Origin of the sequence: Dyadobacter endophyticus, assembly GCF_014641595.1 — a bacterium.
Taxonomy (GTDB): domain Bacteria; phylum Bacteroidota; class Bacteroidia; order Cytophagales; family Spirosomataceae; genus Dyadobacter; species Dyadobacter endophyticus.
This window is the reverse complement of sequence record NZ_BMIA01000001.1, coordinates 659,809-686,295: the sequence shown is the minus strand read 5'-3', so window position 1 is coordinate 686,295 and position 26,487 is coordinate 659,809. Positions and strand designations below refer to the sequence as shown.

Annotated in this window: 22 protein-coding genes; 8 read left to right on the top strand and 14 right to left on the bottom strand. The window is 49.7% G+C overall.

Annotated elements, in window-relative coordinates; translation table 11 throughout:
- Window positions 1-104 precede the first annotated feature (104 nt).
- Together IEY24_RS02860 and IEY24_RS02855 are read left to right on the top strand one after the other, a co-directional pair.
- Entirely contained in the window at window positions 105-2,060 is a 1,956-nt protein-coding gene (locus IEY24_RS02860; RefSeq protein ID WP_188928442.1) for a sialate O-acetylesterase, read from the top strand.
- 29 nt (window positions 2,061-2,089) lie between these two features.
- Window positions 2,090-4,219: an outer membrane protein assembly factor BamB family protein gene (locus tag IEY24_RS02855; protein ID WP_188928440.1), complete on the top strand. Its 2,130-nt coding sequence runs from the start codon at window positions 2,090-2,092 to the stop codon at window positions 4,217-4,219.
- On the opposite strand, the gene IEY24_RS02850 is transcribed toward IEY24_RS02855, so the two are convergent.
- Entirely contained in the window at window positions 4,220-5,152 is a 933-nt protein-coding gene (locus IEY24_RS02850) for an aldo/keto reductase (RefSeq protein WP_188928438.1), read from the bottom strand.
- A gap of 135 nt (window positions 5,153-5,287) precedes the next feature.
- Window positions 5,288-5,710: a hypothetical protein gene (locus tag IEY24_RS02845; protein WP_188928436.1), complete on the bottom strand. Its 423-nt coding sequence runs from the start codon at window positions 5,708-5,710 to the stop codon at window positions 5,288-5,290.
- 230 nt (window positions 5,711-5,940) lie between these two features.
- On the opposite strand from IEY24_RS02845, the gene IEY24_RS02840 reads away from it, so the two are divergent.
- A complete protein-coding gene (locus IEY24_RS02840; RefSeq protein WP_188928434.1) occupies window positions 5,941-6,558 on the top strand; it encodes a GDSL-type esterase/lipase family protein in 618 nt (205 codons plus the stop codon).
- Window positions 6,559-6,572: 14 nt separating this feature from the next.
- Window positions 6,573-7,298 (top strand): esterase family protein, encoded by a 726-nt coding sequence (locus IEY24_RS02835; RefSeq protein WP_188928432.1) that lies wholly within the window; start codon window positions 6,573-6,575, stop codon window positions 7,296-7,298.
- Here IEY24_RS02835 and IEY24_RS02830 read toward each other — a convergent pair whose 3' ends face one another.
- The 10 genes from IEY24_RS02830 to IEY24_RS02785 all read right to left on the bottom strand — a co-directional run bounded on the left by IEY24_RS02830 (window position 7,299) and on the right by IEY24_RS02785 (window position 20,646).
- Complete coding sequence (locus IEY24_RS02830; protein WP_188928431.1) at window positions 7,299-8,207, bottom strand: hypothetical protein; 909 nt, start codon at window positions 8,205-8,207, stop codon at window positions 7,299-7,301.
- 18 nt (window positions 8,208-8,225) lie between these two features.
- Window positions 8,226-8,930: a hypothetical protein gene (locus IEY24_RS02825; protein WP_188928430.1), complete on the bottom strand. Its 705-nt coding sequence runs from the start codon at window positions 8,928-8,930 to the stop codon at window positions 8,226-8,228.
- A gap of 32 nt (window positions 8,931-8,962) precedes the next feature.
- Entirely contained in the window at window positions 8,963-9,325 is a 363-nt protein-coding gene (locus tag IEY24_RS02820) for a hypothetical protein (RefSeq protein WP_188928429.1), read from the bottom strand.
- 106 nt (window positions 9,326-9,431) lie between these two features.
- On the bottom strand, window positions 9,432-11,153 hold the full coding sequence (locus IEY24_RS02815) for a PQQ-dependent sugar dehydrogenase (RefSeq protein WP_188928427.1): 1,722 nt from the start codon (window positions 11,151-11,153) through the stop codon (window positions 9,432-9,434).
- A 108-nt stretch (window positions 11,154-11,261) separates the two neighbouring features.
- A complete protein-coding gene (locus tag IEY24_RS02810) occupies window positions 11,262-11,597 on the bottom strand; it encodes a hypothetical protein (RefSeq protein ID WP_188928425.1) in 336 nt (111 codons plus the stop codon).
- A 247-nt stretch (window positions 11,598-11,844) separates the two neighbouring features.
- Window positions 11,845-13,725 (bottom strand): RagB/SusD family nutrient uptake outer membrane protein, encoded by a 1,881-nt coding sequence (locus IEY24_RS02805; RefSeq protein ID WP_188928423.1) that lies wholly within the window; start codon window positions 13,723-13,725, stop codon window positions 11,845-11,847.
- Window positions 13,726-13,735: 10 nt separating this feature from the next.
- Complete coding sequence (locus IEY24_RS02800) at window positions 13,736-16,975, bottom strand: SusC/RagA family TonB-linked outer membrane protein (RefSeq protein ID WP_426294034.1); 3,240 nt, start codon at window positions 16,973-16,975, stop codon at window positions 13,736-13,738.
- A 563-nt stretch (window positions 16,976-17,538) separates the two neighbouring features.
- Window positions 17,539-18,324: an SDR family NAD(P)-dependent oxidoreductase gene (locus tag IEY24_RS02795; protein WP_188928421.1), complete on the bottom strand. Its 786-nt coding sequence runs from the start codon at window positions 18,322-18,324 to the stop codon at window positions 17,539-17,541.
- A 5-nt stretch (window positions 18,325-18,329) separates the two neighbouring features.
- Window positions 18,330-19,190, bottom strand: coding sequence for an alpha/beta hydrolase (locus tag IEY24_RS02790; RefSeq protein WP_188928419.1), 861 nt, complete (start codon window positions 19,188-19,190; stop codon window positions 18,330-18,332).
- Window positions 19,191-19,266: 76 nt separating this feature from the next.
- Window positions 19,267-20,646: a Gfo/Idh/MocA family protein gene (locus IEY24_RS02785; protein WP_188928417.1), complete on the bottom strand. Its 1,380-nt coding sequence runs from the start codon at window positions 20,644-20,646 to the stop codon at window positions 19,267-19,269.
- 129 nt (window positions 20,647-20,775) lie between these two features.
- On the opposite strand from IEY24_RS02785, the gene IEY24_RS02780 reads away from it, so the two are divergent.
- Window positions 20,776-21,258, top strand: coding sequence for a DinB family protein (locus IEY24_RS02780; protein ID WP_188928415.1), 483 nt, complete (start codon window positions 20,776-20,778; stop codon window positions 21,256-21,258).
- A gap of 61 nt (window positions 21,259-21,319) precedes the next feature.
- Here IEY24_RS02780 and IEY24_RS02775 read toward each other — a convergent pair whose 3' ends face one another.
- Window positions 21,320-21,958 (bottom strand): 3-keto-disaccharide hydrolase, encoded by a 639-nt coding sequence (locus tag IEY24_RS02775; RefSeq protein ID WP_188928413.1) that lies wholly within the window; start codon window positions 21,956-21,958, stop codon window positions 21,320-21,322.
- A gap of 180 nt (window positions 21,959-22,138) precedes the next feature.
- Here IEY24_RS02775 and IEY24_RS02770 point away from each other — a divergent pair, with 180 nt between their 5' ends.
- Window positions 22,139-24,541 (top strand): PAS domain-containing sensor histidine kinase, encoded by a 2,403-nt coding sequence (locus tag IEY24_RS02770; protein WP_188928410.1) that lies wholly within the window; start codon window positions 22,139-22,141, stop codon window positions 24,539-24,541.
- A gap of 10 nt (window positions 24,542-24,551) precedes the next feature.
- Here the strand turns inward: IEY24_RS02770 and IEY24_RS02765 are convergent, their stop codons facing one another.
- Window positions 24,552-24,887, bottom strand: a complete 336-nt coding sequence (locus tag IEY24_RS02765; protein WP_188928409.1) for a GNAT family N-acetyltransferase — start codon at window positions 24,885-24,887, stop codon at window positions 24,552-24,554.
- Between the two features lie 28 nt (window positions 24,888-24,915).
- On the opposite strand from IEY24_RS02765, the gene IEY24_RS02760 reads away from it, so the two are divergent.
- Window positions 24,916-25,917 carry a phosphotransferase gene (locus IEY24_RS02760; RefSeq protein WP_188928408.1) on the top strand — a complete coding sequence of 334 codons (1,002 nt, stop codon included), beginning with the start codon at window positions 24,916-24,918 and terminating at the stop codon, window positions 25,915-25,917.
- Between the two features lie 33 nt (window positions 25,918-25,950).
- Window positions 25,951-26,469, top strand: coding sequence for a hypothetical protein (locus IEY24_RS02755; RefSeq protein WP_188928403.1), 519 nt, complete (start codon window positions 25,951-25,953; stop codon window positions 26,467-26,469).
- Window positions 26,470-26,487: the final 18 nt, after the last annotated feature.

Here is a 26,487-nt window from a genome sequence, read left to right as displayed (position 1 = left end):
AAATAATGGCAAATTCCATAATCCGGGCTCGGGCAACCTATTATTCCAGTAGAATATGACCACTTCCGGCATTTATAGGTAACCATAAAACATTTCTGCTCTTCATGAAACGCGTACTACTACTGCTGCTGCTTGCCTGCACAACCTCTTCGTTTGCCCAAGTCAAATTCGCCCGGTTGTTCTCCGATCACGTTGTGTTGCAACGTCAGAAACCTATTCCGGTGTGGGGATGGGCCAAGCCTGGCGAAAAAGTAAAAGTGGCATTGGCCGGGCAAACGATGGATGTGAAAGCAGACGCTTCTGGAAAATGGCAGGTGAGCTTCAAACCCCTGGAAGCCGGCGGGCCGCATTCGTTACAGGTAAGCGCCAAATCTGGGAATGCCGCAGTGAACGATGTGCTTATCGGCGAAGTGTGGCTTTGCTCCGGACAATCCAATATGGAATGGCCCGTTTCGGCAGCTAAAAACTTTGAAGAAGAGCGCAAAAATGCCGAATTCCCGCAAATACGACATTTTCGCGTAGATCATGAGGTGACACTCCAACCCGAGCAGGACCTGAAAGCCGGCGAATGGAAGATTGCCAGCCAGGAGACGGTAGGCGGCTTTACCGCGGTTGGCTTCTTTTTTGCCCGGGAGCTCTATCAAAAACTGAATATACCCATCGGCATCCTGCATTCCTCGTGGGGCGGTTCCCAGATCGAAGGCTGGATTAGTAAGGAAGCCATGCTGGGCAATGATGAACTGCACTCTTATGCCCAGAATCTGCCCAAAACCTGGGAAGAAGCGGATGTGATTATGGACAAAAAACTCAAAAAACAGCTTTTCAAAAATGCAGTTTACGATCCGACCTGGGAAGATGAGAAGAAATACCTTTCGCCGGATGTAGATTTTGCAAGCTGGCAAAAAACAGCCGACGGCGTCGGGCAATGGGACTGGAAGGGTCTGATGGGCTTCCGGGGCAAAGGATATATGGCGAAAGAAGTAACGATCGCATCGGATTGGGCATCGAAGCAGACAACGCTGTCGCTTGCTGAAAACGATGGGCCTGTCGAGGTTTATGTCAATGGCAAACCGGTCTATGAAGGCACAGCCAAAGGCTCGCGTAAAATCCAGATTCCTGCGAATACCTGGAAAGAAGGTAAGAATGTCCTGACCATCAAAACCGGGAATATGGTGAGCGCAGCATGGTTTGGACCCGGACTGATGGGTTCGGCCAACGACCTTTATCTGGAAGACGGAAACCGCAAAACGAGCCTTGCCAAGGATTGGTACCTAATGCCCGCATTTGCCGAAAAACACGAATACGCGCATTTGATGAACAATGTAGGTACCACTATTTACAACGCGATGATCGCGCCTTTGCTTCCTTTCGCGATCCGTGGTACGCTTTGGTATCAGGGCGAAAGCAATGCGGGGCGTGCTTACCAGTACCGTCAGTCGTTCCCTTTGATGATCAACGACTGGCGCAAGCGCTGGAATGACGAATTTTCGTTTTACTGGGTACAGTTATCAAGCTTCGGCACCGACCGCGATAGCAACAAGGGAAGCGGCTGGGCCGAGCTCCGAGAGGCGCAAAACCTGACATTGAGCCTCCCCAAAACAGGTATGGCCGTCACTACCGACGTAGGTAATCCCAACGACATTCACCCGACCAACAAACAGGACGTGGCGCACCGCTTGGCTACCAATGCATTAAAAAACGATTACGGCCAGAATATCCCGTACGCCTCTCCGGTTTATGATCAAATGCAGGTTGATGGCAGCAAGGCTGTTATTTCATTCAAAAATGCGGAAAACGGACTAACCATCAAGGACCGCTACGGTTATTTGAAGGGCTTCGAAATTGCGGGCGACGATAAGGTATTTTATTATGCCAAAGCGGAAATTCAGGGCAATAAGGTCGTAGTATCAAGCCCGAAAGTGAGTAAACCCGCAGCGGTGCGCTACGCATGGTCGGATGCGCCCGAAGAGGCCAACCTGTACAATGCCGACGGCTTTCCTGCCAGCGCATTCCGTACCGATGCCTGGCCGGGCATCACCGTAAATGCCCGTTTTGAATAGCTCTTTACCTAATCTGATTTTAAGTTTTTATGTTGAAACCCTTATCGTGGTATATCGGCGGCCTGGCATTGCTACTGGCTGGCGCACAAACCTTGCCTGACCCAGATGACGACAAACGTGAATGGCGCGAATACCTCGGCGGCCCCGACCGCAACCATTACTCGGCATTAACACAAATCAATAAGGATAATGTCAAGAACCTGAAAGTAGCCTGGACCTGGTCCATGCCTGATTCGGGGCAAACGCAGGTGAACCCTATCGTGGTGAATGGCGTGCTGTATGGCGTAACCGCGGGGGTGCAGGCATTTGCACTCGATGCGGCAACCGGCAAGCAACTTTGGATTTTTGGAGACAAATCCAAAAACGGCTCGAATACCAGCCGCGGGCTTACCTATTGGGAAGATGGCAACGACAAACGCATCCTGCACGCAATGGGCTCTCATCTGTACGCGCTCGACGCAGGCACGGGCAAAGTCATCGAGAGCTTTGGCGATAACGGACGCATTGACCTGCACACAGGCCTTCCCGAAACCGCCAAAAACAAATACATGGTTTCCAACACGCCCGGGACGATCTTTGAAGATCTGATCGTGATGCCATTGCGGCTCTCGGAAGATTCCGATGCGGCTCCCGGCGACCTGCGGGCATTTAACGTACGGACGGGCAAGCTCGTCTGGACTTTTCACACCATCCCCTATCTCGGTGAATTCGGTTACGAGACCTTCCCGCCGGATGCTTACAAGAACACATTCACCGGCGCAGCTAATAACTGGGCAGGTACTGCAATCGATCGGAAACGAGGCATTTTATATGTACCAACAGGTTCGGCAGGTTACGATTTTTATGGCGGCAAACGCAAAGGTGCTAATCTGTTTGCGAACTGCCTTCTCGCACTCGATGCACGTACGGGAAAGCGCCTCTGGCATTACCAGACCATGCATCACGATCTGTGGGACCGCGACCTTCCTGCGCCGCCCAACCTGATTACTGTAACACAAACCGGCCCTGATGGCAAGCCCCGCAAAATCGACGCCGTGGCGCAGGTCAGTAAGCAGGGGTATATCTTCATTTTCGACCGCGTAACAGGCAAGCCTCTATTTCCGATCAAGGAAGTCGCCGCTCCTAAAACGGCATTACCCGGCGAATATCCTTGGCCAACCCAACCAGTTCCGAGCAAGCCTGCACCGTATGCGCGGCAAGCCTATACCTTGACCGAGAACGATATCAGCATTCACGCACCCGACCGAGATTCTTTGAAGATTAAATTCAAAGGCTACAAAAAAGCACTTTTCACGGCGCCCAGCAAAGAAGGTACGGTGATACTGCCTGGCTTCGATGGCGGCGCGGAATGGGGCGGGGCGGCGGCCGATCCGAACGAGGGTATTCTGTATGTAAACAGCAATGAAATGGCGTGGATTCTGACAATGAAAGATACGCCGAAAGAAAGCGAGCTGTCCAACCTGAGTCCCGGCGAAAAGGTTTACACCACCTATTGCGTGACCTGCCATGGGCCTCAACGCAAAGGCAATGCAAAAAGCGGTTATCCCTCACTGGTCGACATTGGCGCGCGCCGCGATAAGGCATTTGTGAACCAGTTGCTCACAACCGGCAAAGGTATGATGCCCGGCTTCACCATGCTGACTGCCGGGGAAAAACAGGCGCTGGTTTCATTCCTGTTTGGCGATGAAAAGGTGGAAGCGGTTTCTGAAACACCGGTTTCGAAAAAAGTATACTTGCCATATCAAAGCACTGGCTACAACAAGTTTCTCGATGCTAACGGCCTGCCAGCCATCTCGCCACCGTGGGGTACGCTGAACGCAATCGATTTGAACACAGGCAAATTTCTTTGGAAAATACCATTCGGAGAAGTAGAATTACTCAAAGCAAAAGGCGTACCGACTACCGGTACGGAGAACTACGGAGGCCCGGTGGTCACCGCCAGCGGACTGCTTTTTATCGCTGCTACGAAGGACGGGAAGTTCAGGGCATTTGATAAAAAAACCGGCAAATTGCTTTGGGAAACACAATTGCCGGCTGCCGGGTTTGCTACACCCGCTACTTATGAAGTAAATGGAAAACAATATGTGGTGATTGCCTGCGGCGGAACCAAGTTGGGAACAAAAAAAGGCAACCAGTATGTAGCCTTTGCATTGGAATAATTAAATTCCCGCAATCCATTCGCGCATCTTCTTGCGGCCAGCTTCGTCGGGCAGGCGCCCTTCACCGCCGGCGAGATTGTCGACCAGGTGCTTCCCATCCGAAGTGCCTGGTATCACACACGTGACGGCGTCGTTGCTGACAATGTATTTCAGGAAAAACTGCGCCCAGCTTTTGATATCATAGTCGCCGGCCCAGGCTGGCAGCTCCTTGCCTTTCACTGCACGGAACAATGCACCCTGCTCGAAAGGCTCGTTGATAATCACGGCTACACCTTTGTCCTTTGCTGCTTTGAGAAGGCTCTTTTCTGCATTCCGGGAACGTATGGAGTAGTTGAACTGTACGAAGTCGATATCTTCCGATTTCAGAATCTGTTCCAGGCGCGCGTGGGAAGCATCGGTATAATGCGTGATTCCGGTGTACCGGATTTTCCCTGCTGCTTTCCAGTCTTTCAGCGTTTTGAGGTGGGTCTCCCAATCCTGCAAGTTGTGTACCTGCATCAAGTCGATTTTTTTGCGCTTCATTTTCTGCAACGAGGCATTCATCTGGTCGATCCCCTCCTGTTTTCCGGTTGTCCAGACTTTGGTGGCGAAAAAAAACCGGTCATTCAGTTTCAAATCCGTGGTCAGATCGCCGAGTACCTGCTCCGCGCGCCCGTACATAGGCGAGGCGTCGATGAGCTTGCCACCCATTTCCTGCATTTTTTGCAAAACTTCCTTCAATGGTGCACGCTCGGCAGTGCCCGCTCCAACGTCGAACTGCTGCCATGAGCCCAAGCCTACCACCGGCAGGTGCTCGCCGGTAGACGGGATCTTTCTTTCCAGTATCATTTTCAGATCGTTTTTTGCCGAGGAAGAAAACGGGTTCAATGCCAGTCCAGCACCAGCTGCGGCCAGTCCGGCCAGTGCCTCCCGCCTTGAAAAAATATGCTTCATTGAATGGTTAATGGGTTTTGAAGTCTTCAAGTTACAAACAAATTGCATTGGGAGCACTTGTGGGATCAAAAATGAGAAAAGGAGCCAGGACAGTCCTGGCTCCTTTTGCTGCACTTCACACCAAATCTGAATCTATTACTTTTTTTCGATGGATACTGCGATTTTGTAATCTTCAAGCTTGGGCGATTTTGGAAGTTCGGGGTAAGGAAGAACCTCCGAGACGGTCAGCACATACTCTGTTCCGCCCAGCCTGAACACCTGTTCATTTTTGGAACCGCCCTTGAATTCTAAATTCACATTCACCTGATTCGAAGCGTCGGAGATTGCGAACACCAACTTTGCACTTCCAGCCGAAACGCAATCGGCATTGATGGGACAGCGACTGTCGTTCACCTCTTTGAGCTCAACTTTCAAATCACTTCCGGAAGTGCGGACCGTTGCTGCCTTTTGATAGGAAAGGCTGACCGGATTCAGGTCAGGCTGCGGTGCAGCATCGTCCTTCTTGTCGCAGGAAATGGCTGCGATACAGATTAATGCGAGTAAAATCGTCTTTTTCATGCCAATAGTAGTTTTTAATATAATGCAGAGAAACAGAAGGCGGACCGATGGTTGTAACCGATTTATAAAAAATTACATTCCTTGTAGTCAGCAGACGAATTCCCAACCGATTTGCCTGAAATTTTGATATTTTCATTCCGTTGACCATTATTTAACCATATGTTAATTTGGCACGCTTATTTTTACAATTTAGCACCCACAATCAGTGCGCTACCGAAAATCAGGAAAATATGGTCTGGTACGAAGAGGAAGTACAAAGAGTAGAAAAAGAACGATACACGTTAAATTACGAGCCTGACACGATCTTTTATGGGAGTTCTAGTTTTACATTATGGACGGGTTTGTATCAAGATTTTGCGGAATTGAAGCCGGTCAATCTGGGATTTGGCGGCTCGACGCTCGCTGCATGCGTTTGGTTCTTCGAACGTATTATGGCCACCGTGAACGATCCGACACGCATCATTATTTACGCCGGCGATAACGATCTGGGCGACGGGCGTCACCCGACAGAGGTATTATTGTTCTACCGGCAGCTCATCGTATTGATACGCGGACGTTACGGGAACATTCCATGCTTTTTTGTATCCATAAAACCCAGCTTGCAGCGTTGGGACATCATCGATTCCATTAAGGGCGCCAATGAACTGATCCGGGAGGAAATCGGCAGGGACCCCAACCAGCATTATATCGATATTTTTCCCTTAATGGTGAATTACCAGGGTTATCCGCGCAAATCGCTATTTGAAGCGGACGGACTGCATTTGAGCTCGGATGGCTATGCAATCTGGAAGAAAGTGATTATTGAAAATATCTATGCCGTAAACGGAACACTTCAAAAAACTTCTTAAACAAGCCTCTTTTCATGGAAAGGACTTATCACAAATGGTTTAGCCCGACTTTGGACAGATTTATGGAAATGCTCGTCTTTGGTCGCGGGGGTATTCCGGTGATATTTTTCCCGACCCGGTCGGCACATTTCTATGATTTTGAAAACTGGCGCGTGATCGAGGCCATGAAGGAAAAGATTGAGGCTGGGAGCATCCAGGTCTATTGTGTCGACAGCATCGACAGCGAAAGCTTTTACTCCGACGCTCCCCCGCCATTGCGCATTGTCCGCCATATTCAATATGAAAAATACATCCTCGATGAGGTGATCCCTTTTATTCGTATTCAAAACAAACACCAGGAACTGGTGGCAGCTGGTTGCAGTCTGGGCGGGTACCATGCTGTAAATATTGCACTGAAACACCCCGCGCTTTTCACCAAAGTCGTCGGTATGAGCGCCCGCTACGACCTCACGCAGCCCCTCCCCTTTTTCGCCGATCTGTTCGACGGCTATTTCGATGAAAACATCTATTTCAATATGCCGAACCATTTCGTGCCGGGCATTTCGGATCCGGGGTTGCTCCGACAACTGCGAGAAATGGAGATCACCCTCGTGATCGGCCGGGAGGATACTTTCCTGGACAACAACCGCCATTTGAGCGATTCGTTGCATCAGATCAGCGTGCCCCACCAGTTTTACATTTGGGATGACGAGGCGCACCGGCCGAGGTATTGGCGGGAGATGGTGAAGATTTATTTATGATCAGGTTGTCCAGTTGAGCAATGCCCACTCATTCGTCGTACCAGAAGTTAGCAAAAAGACTTTTCGTGACGCGAGATAAAACATTTTGTCGATCGAAAATGGTAAATCCAGTGAAGCCACTCGTTGCAGTTTATCTGTGGCCTGAATGACATCGATGCCGTGCATTCCCTTGTTGAGCACAAGAAAGTCTTCGACGAGCTCGAAAGATCTGAGTGCAGAAGAGATGGATGCATTTTCGGTAAAAACCTTACCATCGTAATCAAACACTTTAAGGTAGCCCAAGCCGCCAACAAACATTTTTTTACCGTCCGCAGTGAAGGTAATCTGATAACACGTATTTGGAAGCTGGTCAATTTTGATAGTTTTCCCAAATTCGGCCTGATCAAATGGCTGAGCAAATAATTCGCCGTGGTTGGTACCATAAGCAATCAAATTTTGCCGGGGATGCAAAGCGTGGCAAATCAGGTCCCTGCCTTTCGTTTTTGTGTTAGTCTGCTCGCTGACATTTCCTTCTTCCACGTTCAAAATCGAAATTTTCTTTCCTGCAAAAACAACAATTATTCCATCGCGCCCTTCATATATTGTTGGCGTAACTCTGGCGGCTTTATAAATGTCAGATGCCTCAATTCGCAGGTAGTTTTGCTTTGACAGCCATTGGAAGCCGTTCGGCAATTGCCTGATCTCGTCGTAAAGCGAATCGTCGAGCCTGTTATCGAAGAAGCCTCTCCATTGATACGCAACGCTTTCGTCGGTAGTCTGCCATATCACTTCCAAGGTTCCGCTTGGGTGAAGAAGCAATATCTCCCAACGGTCGGCGAGCAGAAAAGCACCTCTTTTTTCAAGCGTGCGCGCCAACTGCAAATGCAGGTCGAGCGGAGAAGGTATTACTTTCGATAAAGTTAATTGCATGGGATTTTAATTGGAATTTCAGAACACACCATTCTTGTAAAGACTATCTGTTTTCAACCTTCTCACCTCCGCCCGAAACGCCTCCGAATTCTTTTCACCGTCAATGGCAATCAAAAAGTCGCTCACCTGGAAAGCCTCGGTCGCGACGTCACGGTATTGCATACACGGCTGGATTTCACGGACGTAGGAATAACCATCGCCAGATTCCTGCAAACATTCGAAGAAAACAATCCGGACAAATGCTGATTTGGACGAAAGCAGTTGCGCGTCGTAATCGGACAATAAGTGTTGATTAACGGCCAGCGGTTTTGAGGTAAATTCAAGTGTTTTGTATAAAGATTGCTGCTCACCCTCCTTTTTTCCAAACCAGCATTCAAGCTTCACATTTACAAGCGCTTGCGTGTTATTCGCAATATGTAATGTCAGCTGCGTACTGCGCGGGGACGGGAGCCAGGCATAGAGATCGCGCACGCGGCTTTTCAATGCAGGTAGCAGTAAAAACAACAGCGGGATACAAAGGATGATCAGGCCCACAGTCTTGTTTTTCCAGAAAAGCAATGCTAAAAGCAGTATGCCGAACAAGCCGGCCAAATAAAAGATCCCGATCGCCCACCCAACCGAGCTATCGCCGGTCGGGGTGGGTTTGAAGAGATAGTATACTATGGCTGCCAGCACAATAAGTGAGAAGATGCCCAGCAGGCCGAGGTAGGTAAACTTGATCATTTCAGTTTCGGTGTGTGTTTGTGTATTCCGGATCAGACGTCAAATGGAAGTTCATATTCCTTCGTGTTCGGTTTGGAGCTACGCGTTTTGACCGTAATACGCGCCTTCAATGGACTACCCAGCACCAGAAAGTATTTGACGTACTGGTCCTCATGGTAAGTCCACGATTTGTCTTCCAATAAATAGTCCGAAATTCCCTGCTTACTGGCTTTGTAAGCCCATTGTTCTACAATATTGGGTTCGTAGGTAACGTATTGGCCCATGCAAATAATCTGCACGCCCGGCTGCGCGTTGTTCCCAAGCTCGGTACAGCCTTCTACGAGTACATTAATGCTTGAATTGTCTTCGAGGTCTTTTACAGACCACTGGTCGAGTACTGTTTTTACATTGGCCATAAGAATTGTCCTGATTTCGTTTTAATGAGGGCTGCAAAGAAACAAAGCTCATTGAGAATCAAGACAATTCAATTATTTAGCGGCCGCTGCCAGCTATTTAGCGACTTCAGGGCTGAGTTAACGTATATGCCTTCACAACACGCCGGATTTTGCCATCGCTTTTAGTCATGATATACAGCTCTTTTGTAAAACGGTCGTAGTCAATCCTGATATCTACCCGCTTCGAGCCAGACATTTCGACCAGGTTGGTTTCTTTGCCGCCCCGGACAATCATTAGCTCATATACCGATTGATCGCTTAATTTCGGATCGATGTTGGCGTAAAAAATACGGCCATTGACGATGTCCCCGAAAATGTATTTGTCTTTTAATGCCGCGATCGGGCCTTCGTAAACATATCCGCCACTGATTGCATTGCCATCGACATGATCGTACTGCACAAAGGGTTTCTGGAACTTTCCTGTTTCATTTTCGGGCAGTGGATACACGTTTTTAAGGTCTTTGGAAGATATCCCGAAATTTCCTTCCCGCACATTCCAGCCATAATCGCCGCCCTTAACGATCACATTCACCTCTTCAAAATTAGACTCGCCCACCTCTGCGCTGAACAGCTTGCCACTGTGCCACGACAACCGGTGCGGATTACGGAAACCGTATGCATATATTTCTTTGTAAGTAGCGGCCTTATCTTCGACAAACGGATTGTCAGACGGAATACCATAATGCCCGTTCTTACTATTATTCCCGAACGGATCGATACGGATGATCGTCCCGAGCAGAGAATGCAGGTTATGACAAAGTTCGGGATGCTTACTGATCGTGGAGCCGCCATCGCCGGTACCAATATAGAGCAAGCCATAATCCTTATCCCCTTTGGCGGCCTCCGGGTTGAAGCCAATATCCTGCGTGCCATGGACAACATTAGGCACATTGATCCGCAGCAATTCCCTTCGTTTTCCTTTAAAAACGGGGCTTTGCACATCATCCATTTTCCATTCCGACACCACCCATTGCAATGCTACTTTAATCGTGTCATTGTAGGAATAGTCAGCGGGTTTTCCTTTGAATGGCTCCGTGTGGGTAATGTATATCAAGCCGTTACTGAGATAATCCGGATGGAATGCAAAGCTGCCCAGGCCGGTTCCCAAGCCAGGTTCGTTGACAAAATTTTCTACGTCTTGTCTCAGATCGGCGAAAGTCGTTACCTCTTTCCCTTTGATCCGGTAAATAAGACCGCGCTGGTCGCTCACATACAGCGTACCGTCTTGCGACGGGTGCGGGCGCATGTTCGCTATACGCGTGCGGGGCATCTTTTCGCTGGATGGCGGGATTGTCACAAAGTCTTCCAGTTCGATTCTCAGACCGGTTTTAATGACCGGCTGGCCCAACCGGGCATTGGAAGCACCCGTGTCGATTTTTACTTCCATCGGCGCAAGATGATGCAGGCTGGTCTCTGATGCAATGTACCCCAGGATCGAGCGAATTTCCTCGTCCTTTAAAAAGTCGAACGGAGGCATAATCATCTTATACCGCTTCGAAAGGCTCACCGCCCGTACGTTGCCCGATTCTATGGCATGGATAGGATTTTTGATAAATGCAATGAGCTCTTTTTCCGATAGCAGGCTTGTGATTCCGCCCAGTCGAGGGCCAATCTCCTCCTGGTCCATATTGTGGCAGGCAACACAGTGCGTTGTGAATAGCTCTTTACCCTGGGAATCGGCACTGGTGAGCTGGCTGCCGGCGGGCGTAGACTGCTTTCTGCCCACGCAGTTGAGCAGCAGGAACGAGGCCAGGGCAACGCAGCAAAAAGAACGTAGAGTTAAGGTCATTGAACGATGGTTAGGAATTAATAAAAGCGGGGTCAAAGTTAGCAACTGGAACACAAAAAAAGCCGGATCGCTCCGGCTTACTCACTGAATAATGAAGGAATACTATGGTTATCCTACGTTTCTTCCGTCTTTATCAAGTTTCACTCTGGCATTTTGGCTGCCATTGGCGACTTGCAATTCATAATATTGCGGTTTGTCCGGCTCGGTCACCAAAAATGCTTTTTTAACAGTCCACCCGCTAAATTCGTCACTCTTGATGGTTTTTTTGATGGCCTCCGGCAGATCCTCCGGTTTTACAGCTACCTTTTCTTCCTTAGCTGCTTTCTGAGTCGTCGCTTCCTTATGTGCTGAATGGTCAGCGGTTGTCTGGTTGGCCGTCTGGGCCTGAGCGGAAGCAAATGAGATGAGTGTCAGGGCCAATGCCGATACTATTAGCTTTTTCATAATCCTTGTTTTTTAGACAACTATTAATGTTTCTGATCTCGTGCATTTGCACTGTTGCATCTCATTCAACAGGATTATGCCAAAACAACCAAATGACTAGCTTTCAGGAAGTTAAATTTATCCTACTAATTTAATAGTGTTTACCAAACTCCACGTTTTGTGGGAATTTGTCTTCAAAACCCACCATAACGATAACTGCCCGTACTGAAAGAGCACGGGCAGTTGCATTCCTATCTTGCTGGACCTGTTACTTGTCGTAGCCAGGGTTCTGAACCAGCTTCGCATTACGGTTTATCTCATCACGGCTGAACGGACGGAAATACATCTTGTCAACCCAAGTGCGGTTTTCGTGCGATTTGTCCTCCGTCGGCGTGTAGGTATAGTCGTAAACGGTCGGATCGTAGTGGTACGGTTCCTTCATCGACTTGCCTGCCTTGAACTTACCGATCACGGTAATGAACTGCAATGAGCGGCCCAAGGTCGTAGGCGCGACCATCCAGCGGCGTGCGTCGTGGTAACGCTGCTCTTCGTAAGCCATTTCAATGCGTTTTTCGTGGCGGTAGGCCTCTTTCAAAGCCGCTCCCGAAACTTTCAATGCAGGCATACCGGCGCGGAAACGGATCTTGTTCAGCAGATCAAGCGCTACCGCGTCCTGGCCAAGTTCAATGCTCGCCTCGACGTAGTTGAATGCAACCTCGGTTACGCGGATGAACGGCCATGGGATATTTTGACGGTCGGTGTTATCGTACAATGCAGGGTTCGGATCGATGAACTTGCGCATGTAATAACCGGTGCGGCTACCGTTCCAGTCTTCAATGGTACTGCTACGGGTATCCAGTCCTTTGCGGTTGAACAATGCGCCTTTTTCGTCGAGCAGGTCATAAGCACCTGTCTGGATCTGGTTAGCAGGATCTTTCGCATCCGAAGGGCGTGGTTTCCAGGTAGCGCCGTCATACATGATAGTTGCGTAGAAACGTGGATCGCGGTTCACGTAAGGACTAGCCTTGTGAGTAGGATTTGTCCATGAGAATGGCGTACCATCCATCATTTCATAATCATCTACCAGCAAACCGATCGGTGTGTTACCGGCCCAGTTGTGGTAACCGTTCGGACCGTTGTTCAAGCCTGTCTGGCGCGCACCGTCAGAAGTCTGGCTGGCTGTGAAATAGCGACCGAAGATAATGTCGTCGCCACCGGAAGCATCCAGGGTTTTATCAGCGCTATATCCGGCCATAGCCATCGAAATGTAGTTAATCTTGCCTTGGGCACCTGTTACAGGAGCGGTGAGGTTCAGCTTGTAACCTGCTTTCGCATCCAAGGCAGCTTTTGCAGCAGCCTGTGCGGCCGTCCAACGAGCCTTACGGTCGCCGGAAGTGTAGCCCAGAAACTCAGGATTCGGATAAGCAGCGATCACCGCCGATTTCGCTTTGGCAGTAGGTACATCGTGCAAATCGCTCGCAGCGTACAGCAATACGCGTGATTTCAATGCCAAAGCTGCCACTTCCGACGCACGGCCTTTCTGATCCGCTTTGCCTTTCAACAATGCAGCAGCGCTGTCGCAATCTGCTACAATAAACTTCACGCATTCCTCGAAGGTATTCCTTGCTACGGAGTAATCTTCGTTCAACGCATACACTTTCGTGATCAAAGGCACAGAACCGTAGTAGCGAACCAGCTGCTGGTAGTAATAAGCACGTAGGAAGTGCGCTTCACCTTTCAAACGGTCTTTCAAAGTCTGATCTGTGAAAGTAGAGGTAGGCAGCTCCTGGATCGCCTGGTTGCTGGCGCGGATGCGGGTGTACATAGGGCCCCATCCGTAAGTATCGTCCACCCAGCCAAGGTTGGATGGGCTCAAACTACCCTCATTGATGGTATTGATGTTACGGCCTGTGTGGGTAAATACCGCTTCGTCGGTCAGCGATGCCAGCATTTGCTCGCTGAAACCGCCTTGTTGTAATCCCTGATAAATGCCTGTTACAAATCCCTCAGCCAATGCACCGTCTTTCCAGACCTCCTCGGTAGGGATTTCGGTGGGCGGCGTTACATCCAGAAAGTCAGTGTCGCACGACACCAGCCCGGTTGTGGCCAGCGCCGCCAGAAAAATCCAATTTTTATAACTCAGTTTCATTTTTTTAATCTTAGAAAGTTACACGTACACCTGCATTAAGAACTCGTGACTGTGGATAGTATTGTCCGTTGGTAGAAGTCGCTTCCGGGTCCCAGATCTTGATTTTGTCGAACGTGATCAGGTTCAATCCATTCACATACACGCGCAGGTTGCCCACACCGATCTTCGAACCGATTTCGGATGGCAGGTTATAGCCAAGTTCGATGTTTTTCAAACGCAGGTAATTATTGCTTTTCAGGTAATAAGTGTTCGCTCCTGGTGAATCTGCGTTCGTGAGGTTGGTATAGTAAGTGTTGTTACGGTTAGCCAGGCGCGGGTCTGTCGAGCTTGGGTTGTCGATCGTCCAGCGGTGGTCGTAAGCGTATTTCAGATAGTTACCAATGTCGCCCGATTCTGTCTGGCCCACGTATTGCAAACCACCCGCAGCACCCTGGAACAGGATAGACAGATCGAATGCTTTGTAGCCGAGGTTGATGTTCACACCACCGGTGAATTGCGGACGGTTGGTTTTTTCCGAACGCATCATGTCATCCTTGGTGATTTTACCATCGCCGCTCACATCCTTGAACTTCATGTCGCCCGGACGAAGCGTACCTGTGATACCACTGTAATCGATCTTGTTGGCATCAATATCAGCCTGATCGCGGAAAACGCCGTCATATTGGTAGGCGAGAAATGCCTGGTAGGGACGGCCGGTTGTTGTCTGGTAAGAAGGAATTCCCGGCGTTTCGTTCCAGTATTTGATGGTGTTTTTGGCATAACCACCATTCACACCCACCGAGTAGGTAAAGTTGTCGACAGAACCATCGTAGCTCACCTTGAATTCAAAACCTTTGTTTTGCAGCTTACCCAGGTTTACAGGAGGAAGCTTGCCATCGATACCGGCCGTAGAAGGAGTTGAACCCGTCATCGGGATCAGGATTTTCGAACGGTTATTGATAAAGTAGTCGATTTCGAATGCGATACGGTCTTTCCACAAGGTACCCTCAATACCGAAGTTGGTATTGTTGGCAACTTCCCAGGTGAAGTTGTTGTTGGCCACACGCGATTCAAGCAGCGTTTTAACAACCTGGTCGTTCACGATATAGGTACCAAAGCCCATGGTGTTCAAATATTGGTATTCAGCCAATGTTTCAGTACCAAGCAAATACGGCTCAGCACCCATTTGTCCCCACGATGCACGGAGTTTCACGTTGTTGACGAAACGGATATTGTTTTTCCAGAACCCTTCTTCGGAAATACGCCAACCGGCTGATACCCCCGGGAAGAAACCCGAGCGGCCGTTTTTCGGGAACACCCATGAATAATCATTACGCCAAAGGAATTCGGCGAGATATTTCTCTTTGAAGTTGTAACCTACACGACCGAAATAGCTCAAACGTGCACGTTTGTACAAATCACCATTGTTGGTACCCGAGTTACCGATGTTCTGCTCAGGCGTACCACCAGCGAAAAGCTGGTCGACAACCGGAGAGATGAAGTAACGGCGATATGCGAAGAAACCATCGGCGTCTACGGTTTCGCGCTGCACACCCACCATGGCATTGAAGTTGTGCGAGCCGAACGACTTCTCGTAAGAAGCCTGGCCCATCAGCTGGATCGAAAGCTCTTGTGAAGAAGTTTCCGTCAAACGCGGATCGTTGAACGTCGAACGTACCGTTCCCGTCAACAGGGGCGTTGTTCCATCCGCCTCGTAAGTCTTTTTATCCCAGTAATAAAGCGTCCACGGCTTTTGGAATGACTTCTGGCGGCGCAATTGCTTATCAACAGCGGCCATTGCGGTTACTTTCAGACCTGGTACGCCAGGGATATCGATGTCCAGTTGGCCGTTGGTCTGGATGTAATCACGTTTGTCGTTGTTGTACCCAGTTGTATTGGTTGTAATTACCGCAGGGTTCTGTCCGTTCTCGATGTCGGGACCGGGACGACCGTCCGGCCAGATGGCGATTTCGGTAGGTTTACCGCGCATCAGCATACGGAAGATATCGCCCGCGCCACCGCCATTTGGGAAACGACGGAATTCTTCACGTAATACTACGCCCAGTTTGGCGGTCACGTATTTGTTGATTTTCGTATCGAGGTTCACACGCATGTCGTACTGCTTGTAACCCGTTGCCGAATTCACATAGTTACCATCCTGATTGATATAACCCAATGAAGCAAGGTATTTGATATTTTCGCTACCGCCGGTCAATTGAAGATTGTGGCGCTGCTGCGGCGACCAGTTGCGGATCACCGAGCCGTACCAGTCGGTATTCGGGTGGGTCAGCGGGTCGGAACCGTCGCGGAATTTTTGAAGGTCGTTTGGCGTAAACACGGCGCTTAGCACATTGCCATTGTCAGTGCGGGTGTACGAGCCATTGGTATTGAAGCCCTGCAACGCACCCTGCCACTGTCCTACCGGAAGGTTGTCGTAGATCTGCAACTCGTTACGGATAGTCGCGTATTCGGCTGCATTCGACATCTGCGGTGTGCGCGTAGGCTGTGCGATACCCAGGTTCAAGTCGTAAGAAAGCTGTGGCTTGCCGCTCTTTCCGCGTTTTGTCGTGATGAGGATAACCCCATTACCCGCGCGTGAGCCGTAAATCGCCGCAGCCGCATCTTTCAGTACCGAAATACTCTCGATGTCGGCAGGGTTCAGACGGTCGAGACCACCCGAACGATTGGGCACTCCATCCACAACGATCAGCGCATTGCTGTTACCGAGGGAGTTGGTACCGCGGATACGGATCGCCGAGCCATCGTAACCAGGTTCCCCGCTCGATTGTACCGCAGAAACACCCGGCAAACGCCCTCCCAATGTATTCGAAAGGTTCGTCGAAGGTGCTTTTTGCAATTCAGCACCTTTCACGGCCGTTACCGAGCCGGTCAGGGTAGCTTTCTTGGCAGTACCATAACCCACTACCACAACTTCGTCGAGTGCTTTGGTATCCGTTGCCATTTTCACATCCAGGCTGGTTTTGCTCCCTACCGGAATTTCCTGCGTAATGTAGCCGATGAAAGAAAATACGAGCGTTGCCGTACCCGGCGCATTCACCGTGTAGTTACCTTCGACGTCTGTGACCGTACCCGCCGACGTCCCTTTTACCAGGACACTCACGCCGGGCAGTCCCTGCCCCTGCTCATCATTCACTTTTCCCTTCACCGTTACATCCTGAGCGTATGCACCGGTCATGACCAACAGGGTCAGAAGAAGGGAGTAAAAATACCGTGTTAGGCTCCGGTACTTTTCCCGTTCAGAAATCCTCATAGATTAAGTAGATAGATAGTAAATAGTTAAAAAATTATAAAAAAATGAAAAGATATTACAACCACGATTAGTATATAAGTCCTTGTTTTTCAACAAGTCAGAGAAGTGTCGGCCTTACACAATTTGTCTTACTATTACTCATTAAAATCCAATTTCCAATCCATCGCTCGTAACCGGTACGGGTGTTTGTTATACTAGAAAAAAGGGCTTAACTCGAAAATGTTATATTTTCTAATCCGGCAGTACCGAATGGAACGATGTGAGTAACCGGATGTACAAAAAGATATGAAATTATTCACATAAACAAGGATTCCTGCTTTCTGACTATGTTTTCTTGGAAAATAACCAGTAGTTACTTAACGTATATTACTAACCGGTCTCTATACGCAGCAACTAGTTACATAGGCAACAAAAAACCGCTTCCATTACATGGAAACGGCGATTGTCGGAATATCAATAGCAATTTTGCAGAAACTTACCTGATTTTTGCAGCTACGTCAGCACCGGTAGGATCGACAACGAATAGATCTTTTAAAAATTATATTTTACAGATTAAAAAGTGATTAACGTGCCGTCCATCCGCCATCGACCGCAAGGATCGAGCCGACCATGTAGCTGGCTGCCTCGCTGGCCAGAAATATGGCAGCACCCTGAATTTCATGCAGATGCCCCCAGCGGCGCAGCGCCGTGGCGCCAAGGATGATATCGCGGGCGTCGTCGCTTTCGGCAATCGGAATATTCATTTCGGTCAGGAATGGGCCGGGGCATATAGCGTTTACCATGATGTCGAATGGGGCAAGTTCCAGCGCCAGCGCACGGGTCATTTGCACAATGGCACCCTTGCTTGCCGTGTAGGGTGTACGGTTCGCCAGTCCGACGAGGCCCAGCGTGCTGGCCAGGTTGATAATGCGGCCCTTGTGCCGCGCTTTCATATGCGGTGCAACAGCCCGGCATGCCAGCCAGGTACCGGTCACATTCACATCCATCACATGTTTGAAATCCGAAGACGTTAATTCGTCGATAGGCCCGCGGATATTGATACCAGCGCTGTTGATGAGAATATCGATCTTGCCGAAACTATCCAATGCAAATGCTACCATCGCATTTACCTGCTCTTCGCTGGTAATGTCGGCCGCATAGGAAAGCACGCGCGTACCGAAAGAGATGCACAGTTCGGCAGCGCTACGCTCGCCGTCCACTGCGCTTCTGTTGACCAGCAAAATATCACATCCCGCAGAGGCCAGGCCGGCCGCCATGGCCAACCCGAGCCCTTTGGAGCCTCCCGTGACAATGGCGACCTTCCCGGTGAGGTCAAATTGTTTGATACCGGGTAAAACGTCCTGCACCATGGCGATCAGTACTGATGAAATGCTTTGGAAACAAACGCAAGCACCTCCGGCAGCGATTCGCGCCAGTAGGTCCACGTGTGCCCGCCCTCGCGTACACGGAACTCGTGCGGCACTTCTTTTTTTCGCAATGCGATATGAACAAGACTGTTGCCTTCGTACAGGAAGTCATCATCGCCGCAATCGATATACCAGCGGACAGCTTTCTTCTGGTCCTCGGCAATGTTGTTGATCAATGCCAATGCACTATGGCGGTTGTAGTATCGTTCTACGGTAGAATCGGCGATACTGGGGTTATTTCTGATCAGATTCTTCTTGGCATCGTCCAGGGTAATCGGGCCGGTAGATGCGCTGAGCGGACATGCCGAGGAAAACAATTCGGGGTGATGCAACGCGTACATAAAACTGCCCCCGCCGCCCATCGACAACCCGGCAATGGCCCTGAACCGCTTTTCTCCTTTTATACGGAACTTCTTTTCGACATACGGCATCAGCTCGGTGAAGAAGAAGTCCTCGTAGTTCCAGTCGCCCTTCACATCATTGAAATACCCTCTCCTGCCCGTGTTTGCATCGGGCATCACGATAATCATCGGAGTGGCGTCGCCTTCACTAATGGCCTTGTCGGCGATGTGCAGCACCTCTCCGAACTGCACCCAGCCGGTGTGATCATCGCCCGCGCCGTGGAGCAGGTACATCACGGGATAGCTCCGCTCGGAAGTGGCGTAGTCGGGCGGCAGGTATACGGCAAATTTCCTTTCGGATTTGAGCAGCTTGGATGGCACCGACAGATTGTCGAGCACTTTACCCGTCTGGGCAAGCGCAGGAATGGCTAGCAACGCGGCCAGCGCGATCGTAGATATGATCTTCATACCAGGAACAGTTGGATTAGGGTTGGAAACAAGAAAAGCGGGAGACGTTGTGCATCTCCCGCTCTGTATGAAGGTTTTATTTCTTCTTCATCTTCATGGCCACCGGGTCCCAGTGAACGATCTTCTTGCTGAAATAACTCTCATTACAGGCCAGCACCGGAGCCGCCGCGCGAAAGCCGAACACCGGATCTTCAACGGTACCTACGCTGCCCTTTTTCACATTTTCGAAGAAGTCCCTGAAATGGTTGGCATGTGCATCATCTTCTTTCGGAGCCTCGAACCGCACTTCCTTTACCGGCTCTGCTTTCCGGGTATCTTCGGGATATTGGGCATCATATTGCTTTTTAAATTCCTTCTGCTGCGCTTCCGAGAAGGTATTGAAGCTATCGTACCCTCCCATACCAGGCGCTTTCGACAATTTCTTTTTCGTTAGTACAAGGTTGTTTTCCGTGAATTCGATTTGCCCTTCTGTTCCGATAATTCGGGTATTGTTGGCAATAGCGCCTGCATTGGCGAAATTCACACGGAGTACCATCTGGAAATTGGCGTGAATATCGGTTTTTGGATAATCCAGGATCGACACGAGTACGTCGGGCACATCGCGGCCATCTTTCCAATAGCTGAGCTCTCCCGATGACATCACGCGCTCGGGGCCCAGCGAATTGGTCACGAAATGCACGCCGGTGATAAGGTGCACAAAAAGATCACCGCCCACGCCTGTACCATAATCCTGGTAGTTTCTCCACCGGAAAAACCGTTTCGCATCGAATGCTCGCTTGGGCGCGTCGCCCAGATAGGTATCCCAGTCAACAGTGCTGGGCGAAGCATCGGTTGGGATAGAGTAGTTCCATGCGCCGATGGCATTAAAACGGTCGTTATTGGATTCTACATAATTAATTTCTCCGATCTCCCCTGCCTGAAAAAGGCGCTTGGCTTCCTTAAAAGACGCCGAGCTGATTCGCTGGCTGCCTACCTGCATGGTTTTACCCGACTTTTTCCAGGCGTCAATCACCGATAATCCTTCATTAATATGATGTACCATCGGCTTTTCGCAATACACATTCTTTCCCGCCTGCAATGCAGCTTTGGTAATGTGGTCGTGCCAATGATCGGGCGTTACGATAAGCACCGCATCGATATCCTTCCTTTCAAGGATCTGGCGATAGTCGCGGGTCGTGAAAATGTCCTTTCCGTAAAGCTCTTTCACGCGGGTAAGACGGCCGTCGTACAAGTCGGCAGCGGCGACGAACTCGACATCCTGAGAGCTGCGCAACGCCGCTTTTGTATCGCTGTGCCCCTGGATACCCATCCCGATCGTCGCGAAACGAATTTTGTCATTAGGACTGATCTTTTTGAGGTCCTTAATAATGTGAAATGGCTTGGCAATACTTTCCGTGGCTAACAGTGCAGACGCTGCTGTTACATTTTTGAGAAAACTACGGCGGTTAGGCTTCATTTGAAGAATTTCAAAGGTTTAAGAAGATGATCCCCTAATTTAAACAATTCAGGATTTGTTGCGCCGGTAAATCAAAAATATGTACATTTTGCTACCTTATTCCCCACCCTACTAATTAACTAACGTTCCATGCACGCCGACCAGCGAAAAAAACTGATTAATGAATTGACCGACCTCATCAAGGGCGGAAACGCGCACGTTACGCTTGGAGAAGCCCTTGCCGGCATTCCCGCCCACCTGCGGACGACGATACCCGACAACCTGCCATACAGCATCTGGCAACTCGTTGAACACATCCGGATCGCTCAGAAGGATATTGTCGATTTTTCACTATCGAGAGATTATAAAACGCTCATCTGGCCCGACGAATACTGGCCGGAGCCGACCGACGATGTAAGCGACGAGCAATGGGAAAACAGTGTAAAGGAGATCGGGGACGATCAGCAACGTTTTTTTCGACTGTTACAAGATGAAGAAAAGGACCTTTTCAGTCCTTTGCCGTGGGGTAGCGGGCAGAATATCGTCCGAGAAGCCATGCTGATTGCCGACCACAATTCCTATCACATTGCAGAGATTGTCGTAGCCCGGCGTTTACTGGGAATCTGGAAGTAAGGCATTTCAAAGAGGTTGTATCAAATGTGATTAAGCTCATTTTGATACAACTTCTCTGCTATTAAAGCTCTTCAATAATAATATCCTTGTAAAACACCTTCGCCTTTCCGCCGCCGTGGATTTGCAGGCCAATAAGCCCTTTTTGCGGGATAGATTTGTCGGGCTCGGTGTAATCGACCGTTTTTGTACCGTTCAAAAACAGCTGAATGTGGCCGTTGCGGCTGTGCACTTCGTAATTATTCCAGTCATTTCGCTTCACGATTTTCTCGATCAACGCAGAATCGGGTGCGATCAGGGTCTTATTCCGCCTCGATTCGTCGTAAAGGCTTGCCCAGTATTTATCACCCAGGTCGGCCTGGTAGCCAGTCATTTCATAGGCCGGGTTTTGCAATCGAATACTGTGAAACTGAACACCTGTATTGATAAAGCCTTCGTGACCCGTCAGTTTAAACTTAACCTTCAATATGAAATTGGAATACTGCTTCCGCGTACACAGGAATTCGTTATGCGGCACGTTCTCTTCCAGCGAGCCTCCGGCAATGCTGCCATTTTCAATTTTCCAGGTTTTGACGGTATCTCCTTCCCACCCACGGAATGTTTTCCCATCGAAAAGAGCCGCCGGTTTTTGGGGTTGGATCATAATGCAGCCGGCAAATGCCACGGCAACAGGGAAGGAAAAATAGAACAGGAGTTTCCTCATGGCACGGTAGGTTTGATGCTAGTACACTTTTTTCTTATGATGGTTAAAGAGATTTAAGGGAGGTTTTTACTGAATGGTCCCTATAAGTAACTCGCCATTGCATTTAGCTTAATATCTGTATTTTCACAACGTGTGACGGCCAATAATTGGCGCAAACGTAAACCTGAGGAAGTTTTACCAATGACCGATATTACCCTTAATGAGCGTAAAAATGACCTGCTGCTGGCGATAGAGCGGTTTAAACTTGTGGCAAAAGCTACCCATGATGTAATCTGGGACTGGGATCTGGCAAGGGGCACCGTCTGGTGGAACGAGGGCATGCAGGAAATTTTCGGGTACCGCCCCGAAGATATTGAAGCCGGCCCCAATTCCTGGTTCGACCGCATTCACCCTGACGATCAGGAGCAGGTGGTAAAAAAGATGCACGCACTCATCGAAAAAGGGGAAAGCAACTGGTCCGATTTCTACCGTTTCAGGCGGGCCGACGGTTCGTATGCCCACGTGCATGACCGTGGCTACACAATCCAGAGCGGAGGAAAGCCCGTGCGAATGGTAGGTTCCATGATGGATATTTCCCAGCAACTGCGCTCCGATAAAGCCCGGCAGGAAAGCGAGGAAAATCTGACATTCGCGATCCAGGCGGCTCAACTTGGCACCTGGAACCTGAATCCCGCTGATCAAACGGTGCTATTCAACGACCGCTGCCGGGAGCTCTACGGTTATCCGGCCGATACAGACATGCATTACGAACGCCTGATACAGTTCGTCCACCCCGATGACCGCACCAGGGTAATGGAAGCTGTCGGGCGCACGCTAGACCCGTCGCTGAGGGTGCCATACGATATTCGTTACCGGGTTATTGGCGCCAGCGACCGGAAACTTCGCTGGCTACATTGCACTGGCCAGGCGTACTTCAACCCATCGGGGAAACCTATCCGCTTTTCAGGAATTTCCCGCGAGATTACCTCAGAGATTACCAGCCAGGAGAAAATCGCCTGGGCTGACCAACAAGCCGCTATGACGATCGAAGGGTCGGGAGCGGGATCTTTCATGGTGACGCTGGCTAACAACGAGATAATATACTCTCCGACGATGGCACGGATTATTACTGGCAGCGAGTCGGCCAACATGACCAGGAACATTCTCCTGGCAAGCCTTCATCCCGACGACATACACATCCGAAACCAGGCTTATGCCGAGGCGGAGGACAACGGAGAGCTGCGCTACGAGGCACGGTTTATCTGGAACGACACTTCCGTGCACTGGGTGCGCGTATTAGGGCGCTATTTGTACGACAGCTTGGGCAAGGCAGTTTCGCTGTCGGGAATTGTGATGGACATTACCGACCGTATCGAGTCGGAACAGCGGCTGAAAGTAAATGAAGAACATTTGCGGACATTGATCGAACAGGCACCAGTCGCTACCGCGTTATTTGTCGGGGAAGAGATGGTGATCGATATTCCCAACGAGGCTATGCTGAAATTCTGGGGTAAAGGAAGGTCGATCATAGGCAAACCGCTTCGCGAAGCGTTACCGGAGCTGGAAGGCCAGCCGTTCCTCAGCATCCTGGACCGTATTTACAAAACCGGCGAAGCACATTCCGAGCAAGGCGCAAGGGCTGACCTGGTGGTGGACGGCCAGCTACAAACATTTTACTACGACTACACCTACAAACCCCTGAAAAACGCAAAGGGCGAGGTATACGCGATCCTGGATATGGCCGTCGACGTGACCGAGCAGGTCATCTCACGCCAGGAGCTCGAACAAAGTGAAGAACGGTACCGGCAACTTGCCGCCGAGTTGGAGCGGCGTGTAGGGCAGCGCACCGACGAGCTGCATCAGGCCAATATCGAACTGATGAATTCTAACAATAACCTGCAACAATTTGCTTACGCCGCCAGCCACGACATGCAGGAACCGCTGCGAAAGATCCAGTCGTTTGGCTCGCGCCTGCTTTTGACCTATTCAGACAAGCTCGACGAAAATGGCAAGTACATGCTCAACCGCATCCAGGATGCCTCCAAAAGAATGTCGGCAATGATCGACGATCTACTGGCCTATTCCCGGCTTACCACGCGCGAAGGCGAATTTGAAAAAGTTGCACTGGATGATGTTGTCGATTCGGTGCTGGCGGATCTTGAAATATCAATTCAGGAGCAGAAGACCGATATTATTGTCGAGGGCCTGCCCGTTGTCTGGGGAAATCGTTCACAGCTTACGCAGCTGGTGCAAAACCTGATTAGTAATGCGGTTAAATACCGGCTGCCAGATCAGGAATCGGTTATCAGACTCTCATATCGGACTTTGGACGGAGCCGAAAAGGAAACATTGCCAAAGTTGCTACCGGATCACAAATACATTCGGCTGGAAGTGAGCGATAACGGCATTGGTTTCGATGAAATTTACCTCGACCGCATTTTCCAGATGTTCCAACGACTACACGGGCGCAGTGAATTCTCGGGCTCGGGCATTGGACTGGCTTTGTGCAAAAAAGTAGTTCAGAACCACCAAGGTTATATTACCGCACGGAGTCAACCCGGAAAAGGAGCCACATTCATCGTATACCTGCCGGTACCGCGCTAATGCGGCAGGGCTACTTTTGCCAGATATCTGAAAATTCTTCCGGGTGGCGGCGGAATTGTCCGTGCACATATTCGCATAGCGGTAGCACCTGCAAGCCGTGTTCGCGCGCATAGGCGACCATCGCGTCGAGCATTTTCCGCGCCAGACCGCGACCTTCCATGGCCGGATCGACTTCGGTATGATACACTGTCAATACGGTTTCACTCAACCCAATCACCATTTCGCCTACCTGTTTTCCGTCTTCTTCGACATAAAAAGCCCCACGACGACGGTTATCCAAGTTGAATTTGATCTCAGCCATAAATTTTTGTTTAAAGTGCGTTACGTCGGGGGCAAATATATCCATAATTTTGCGGCCCCAATCGCTGTGCGCCATGAACGTCTTTCCTGTCACCAATTCCAACCTCTCCCCTTTTCACCTGGGTCGTTTTGTTCAAAAACATTATTTACCTGGCCAACAGGTTGAATGCCGGATATTGAAAACGGGAATCAGCGATACCTACCTGATCAGCACACCCACCAAACGCTATATTTTTCGAATTTACAGCTTCCAATGGCGCACTCCGGCCGAAATTTCGGAAGAACTGCGCCTGTTGGAGCACCTGCGGGGAAATGGTATTTCGGTTTCATATGCAATTCCTGACCTGGAAAATACATTGATACACTCATTCGCTGCGCCCGAAGGCGAACGTTTTGGTGTACTATTCACTTTTGCCGAGGGAACCAAAGTGCTCAATTTCGACGCAGAGACGCATTACCGTGCCGGGAAGCTAATGGCCGAAATGCATTTGCTGACAAAAGACTTCGCATTGCAACGCGTTACCTATACGGAAAAAGAGCTTTTGGTAGACTCGCTTGCGGAGCTGGGCAAATTCCTGCCAGCCGAGACCGAGGAAATGCAATACATGAAAACAGTGCAGGAATATCTCATGGCCGAGCTTCAAAACTCGGATCAAAGCCAACTGCGAAAAGGCGCTGTCCACCTGGACCTCTGGTTCGACAACATGAACATCACACCCGAGGGCGACATTACTTTCTTTGATTTCGACTTTTGCGGGAATGGTTGGCTTTGTATGGATATGGCCTATTATATGCTGCAAATATATTCCACAGAAAAGGACGACGATGAACGCGAGGGCAAAACCGCGCGGTTTTTGCAAGGCTACGAATCGATTTCGCCCGTAAGTGCGGAAGAAAAACGGCTTATCCCGATGCTGGGAATTTGCCTGTATTTCTTTTACCTGGGCATTCAGTCGCGGCGGTATGACAATTGGTCAAATGTGTTTTTGAATGAAATATACCTGAAAAGGTTCATTAACCTTTTACTCAAAAAATACTTTGATTATCACAAGCTTGATCAGAAGTTGACTTCATAATTGCTTACTTTCAGTGCATTATAAGCAATGGTTATGATGCTGAAAATCCTTTTCCCGTTACTGTTTATTGCCGGGCTATGGTTCCTTATCCGCAGTGTTGGCAGGATCATTGAAATTTACGGAGGTAAAAAAATCATGTTGCCGCTGGACAAACCGCTTCCCGAATTCCAGCTTACCGAACCCGGAGAATATGAGATCGCCTATCGCCGCCCGGCGCTCCTGGGCATCATACCTACCCAAGTCCTGTATAAGTTGATTTCCCTGTCAGACGGAAGGCATTTTGATGTAACCAATGTGACCAACCACCTCGGTTCACGAAAAGATATGACCGGTAGCCGCATTGTGCCGGTTGCAGAATTCAATATTGATGCGCAGGGCACTTACCGGTTAACGATCGGGCAACTTCCGGAAATCAAAAAGGGGGATGGTCTGGTTATCATGAAAAAGACCGGCTCGAAAGGGTTTCTGATGATTTTTGCGATCATCGTTTCAGCCATGGCCACTATTGCCGGGCTAGTATTGAGCGTACTGACGTTTTTGGATAAAATATAAAAAGAGCCGGTATTACTA

Coding starts and splice junctions, on each gene's coding strand:
- IEY24_RS02860 (WP_188928442.1), top strand. CDS start 105: ATGAAACGCGTACTACTACTGCTGCTGCTTGCCTGCACAACCTCTTCG.
- IEY24_RS02855 (WP_188928440.1), top strand. CDS start 2,090: ATGTTGAAACCCTTATCGTGGTATATCGGCGGCCTGGCATTGCTACTG.
- IEY24_RS02850 (WP_188928438.1), bottom strand. CDS start 5,152: ATGAAGCATATTTTTTCAAGGCGGGAGGCACTGGCCGGACTGGCCGCA.
- IEY24_RS02845 (WP_188928436.1), bottom strand. CDS start 5,710: ATGAAAAAGACGATTTTACTCGCATTAATCTGTATCGCAGCCATTTCC.
- IEY24_RS02840 (WP_188928434.1), top strand. CDS start 5,941: ATGGTCTGGTACGAAGAGGAAGTACAAAGAGTAGAAAAAGAACGATAC.
- IEY24_RS02835 (WP_188928432.1), top strand. CDS start 6,573: ATGGAAAGGACTTATCACAAATGGTTTAGCCCGACTTTGGACAGATTT.
- IEY24_RS02830 (WP_188928431.1), bottom strand. CDS start 8,207: ATGCAATTAACTTTATCGAAAGTAATACCTTCTCCGCTCGACCTGCAT.
- IEY24_RS02825 (WP_188928430.1), bottom strand. CDS start 8,930: ATGATCAAGTTTACCTACCTCGGCCTGCTGGGCATCTTCTCACTTATT.
- IEY24_RS02820 (WP_188928429.1), bottom strand. CDS start 9,325: ATGGCCAATGTAAAAACAGTACTCGACCAGTGGTCTGTAAAAGACCTC.
- IEY24_RS02815 (WP_188928427.1), bottom strand. CDS start 11,153: ATGACCTTAACTCTACGTTCTTTTTGCTGCGTTGCCCTGGCCTCGTTC.
- IEY24_RS02810 (WP_188928425.1), bottom strand. CDS start 11,597: ATGAAAAAGCTAATAGTATCGGCATTGGCCCTGACACTCATCTCATTT.
- IEY24_RS02805 (WP_188928423.1), bottom strand. CDS start 13,725: ATGAAACTGAGTTATAAAAATTGGATTTTTCTGGCGGCGCTGGCCACA.
- IEY24_RS02800 (WP_426294034.1), bottom strand. CDS start 16,975: ATGAGGATTTCTGAACGGGAAAAGTACCGGAGCCTAACACGGTATTTT.
- IEY24_RS02795 (WP_188928421.1), bottom strand. CDS start 18,324: ATGGTGCAGGACGTTTTACCCGGTATCAAACAATTTGACCTCACCGGG.
- IEY24_RS02790 (WP_188928419.1), bottom strand. CDS start 19,190: ATGAAGATCATATCTACGATCGCGCTGGCCGCGTTGCTAGCCATTCCT.
- IEY24_RS02785 (WP_188928417.1), bottom strand. CDS start 20,646: ATGAAGCCTAACCGCCGTAGTTTTCTCAAAAATGTAACAGCAGCGTCT.
- IEY24_RS02780 (WP_188928415.1), top strand. CDS start 20,776: ATGCACGCCGACCAGCGAAAAAAACTGATTAATGAATTGACCGACCTC.
- IEY24_RS02775 (WP_188928413.1), bottom strand. CDS start 21,958: ATGAGGAAACTCCTGTTCTATTTTTCCTTCCCTGTTGCCGTGGCATTT.
- IEY24_RS02770 (WP_188928410.1), top strand. CDS start 22,139: ATGACCGATATTACCCTTAATGAGCGTAAAAATGACCTGCTGCTGGCG.
- IEY24_RS02765 (WP_188928409.1), bottom strand. CDS start 24,887: ATGGATATATTTGCCCCCGACGTAACGCACTTTAAACAAAAATTTATG.
- IEY24_RS02760 (WP_188928408.1), top strand. CDS start 24,916: ATGAACGTCTTTCCTGTCACCAATTCCAACCTCTCCCCTTTTCACCTG.
- IEY24_RS02755 (WP_188928403.1), top strand. CDS start 25,951: ATGATGCTGAAAATCCTTTTCCCGTTACTGTTTATTGCCGGGCTATGG.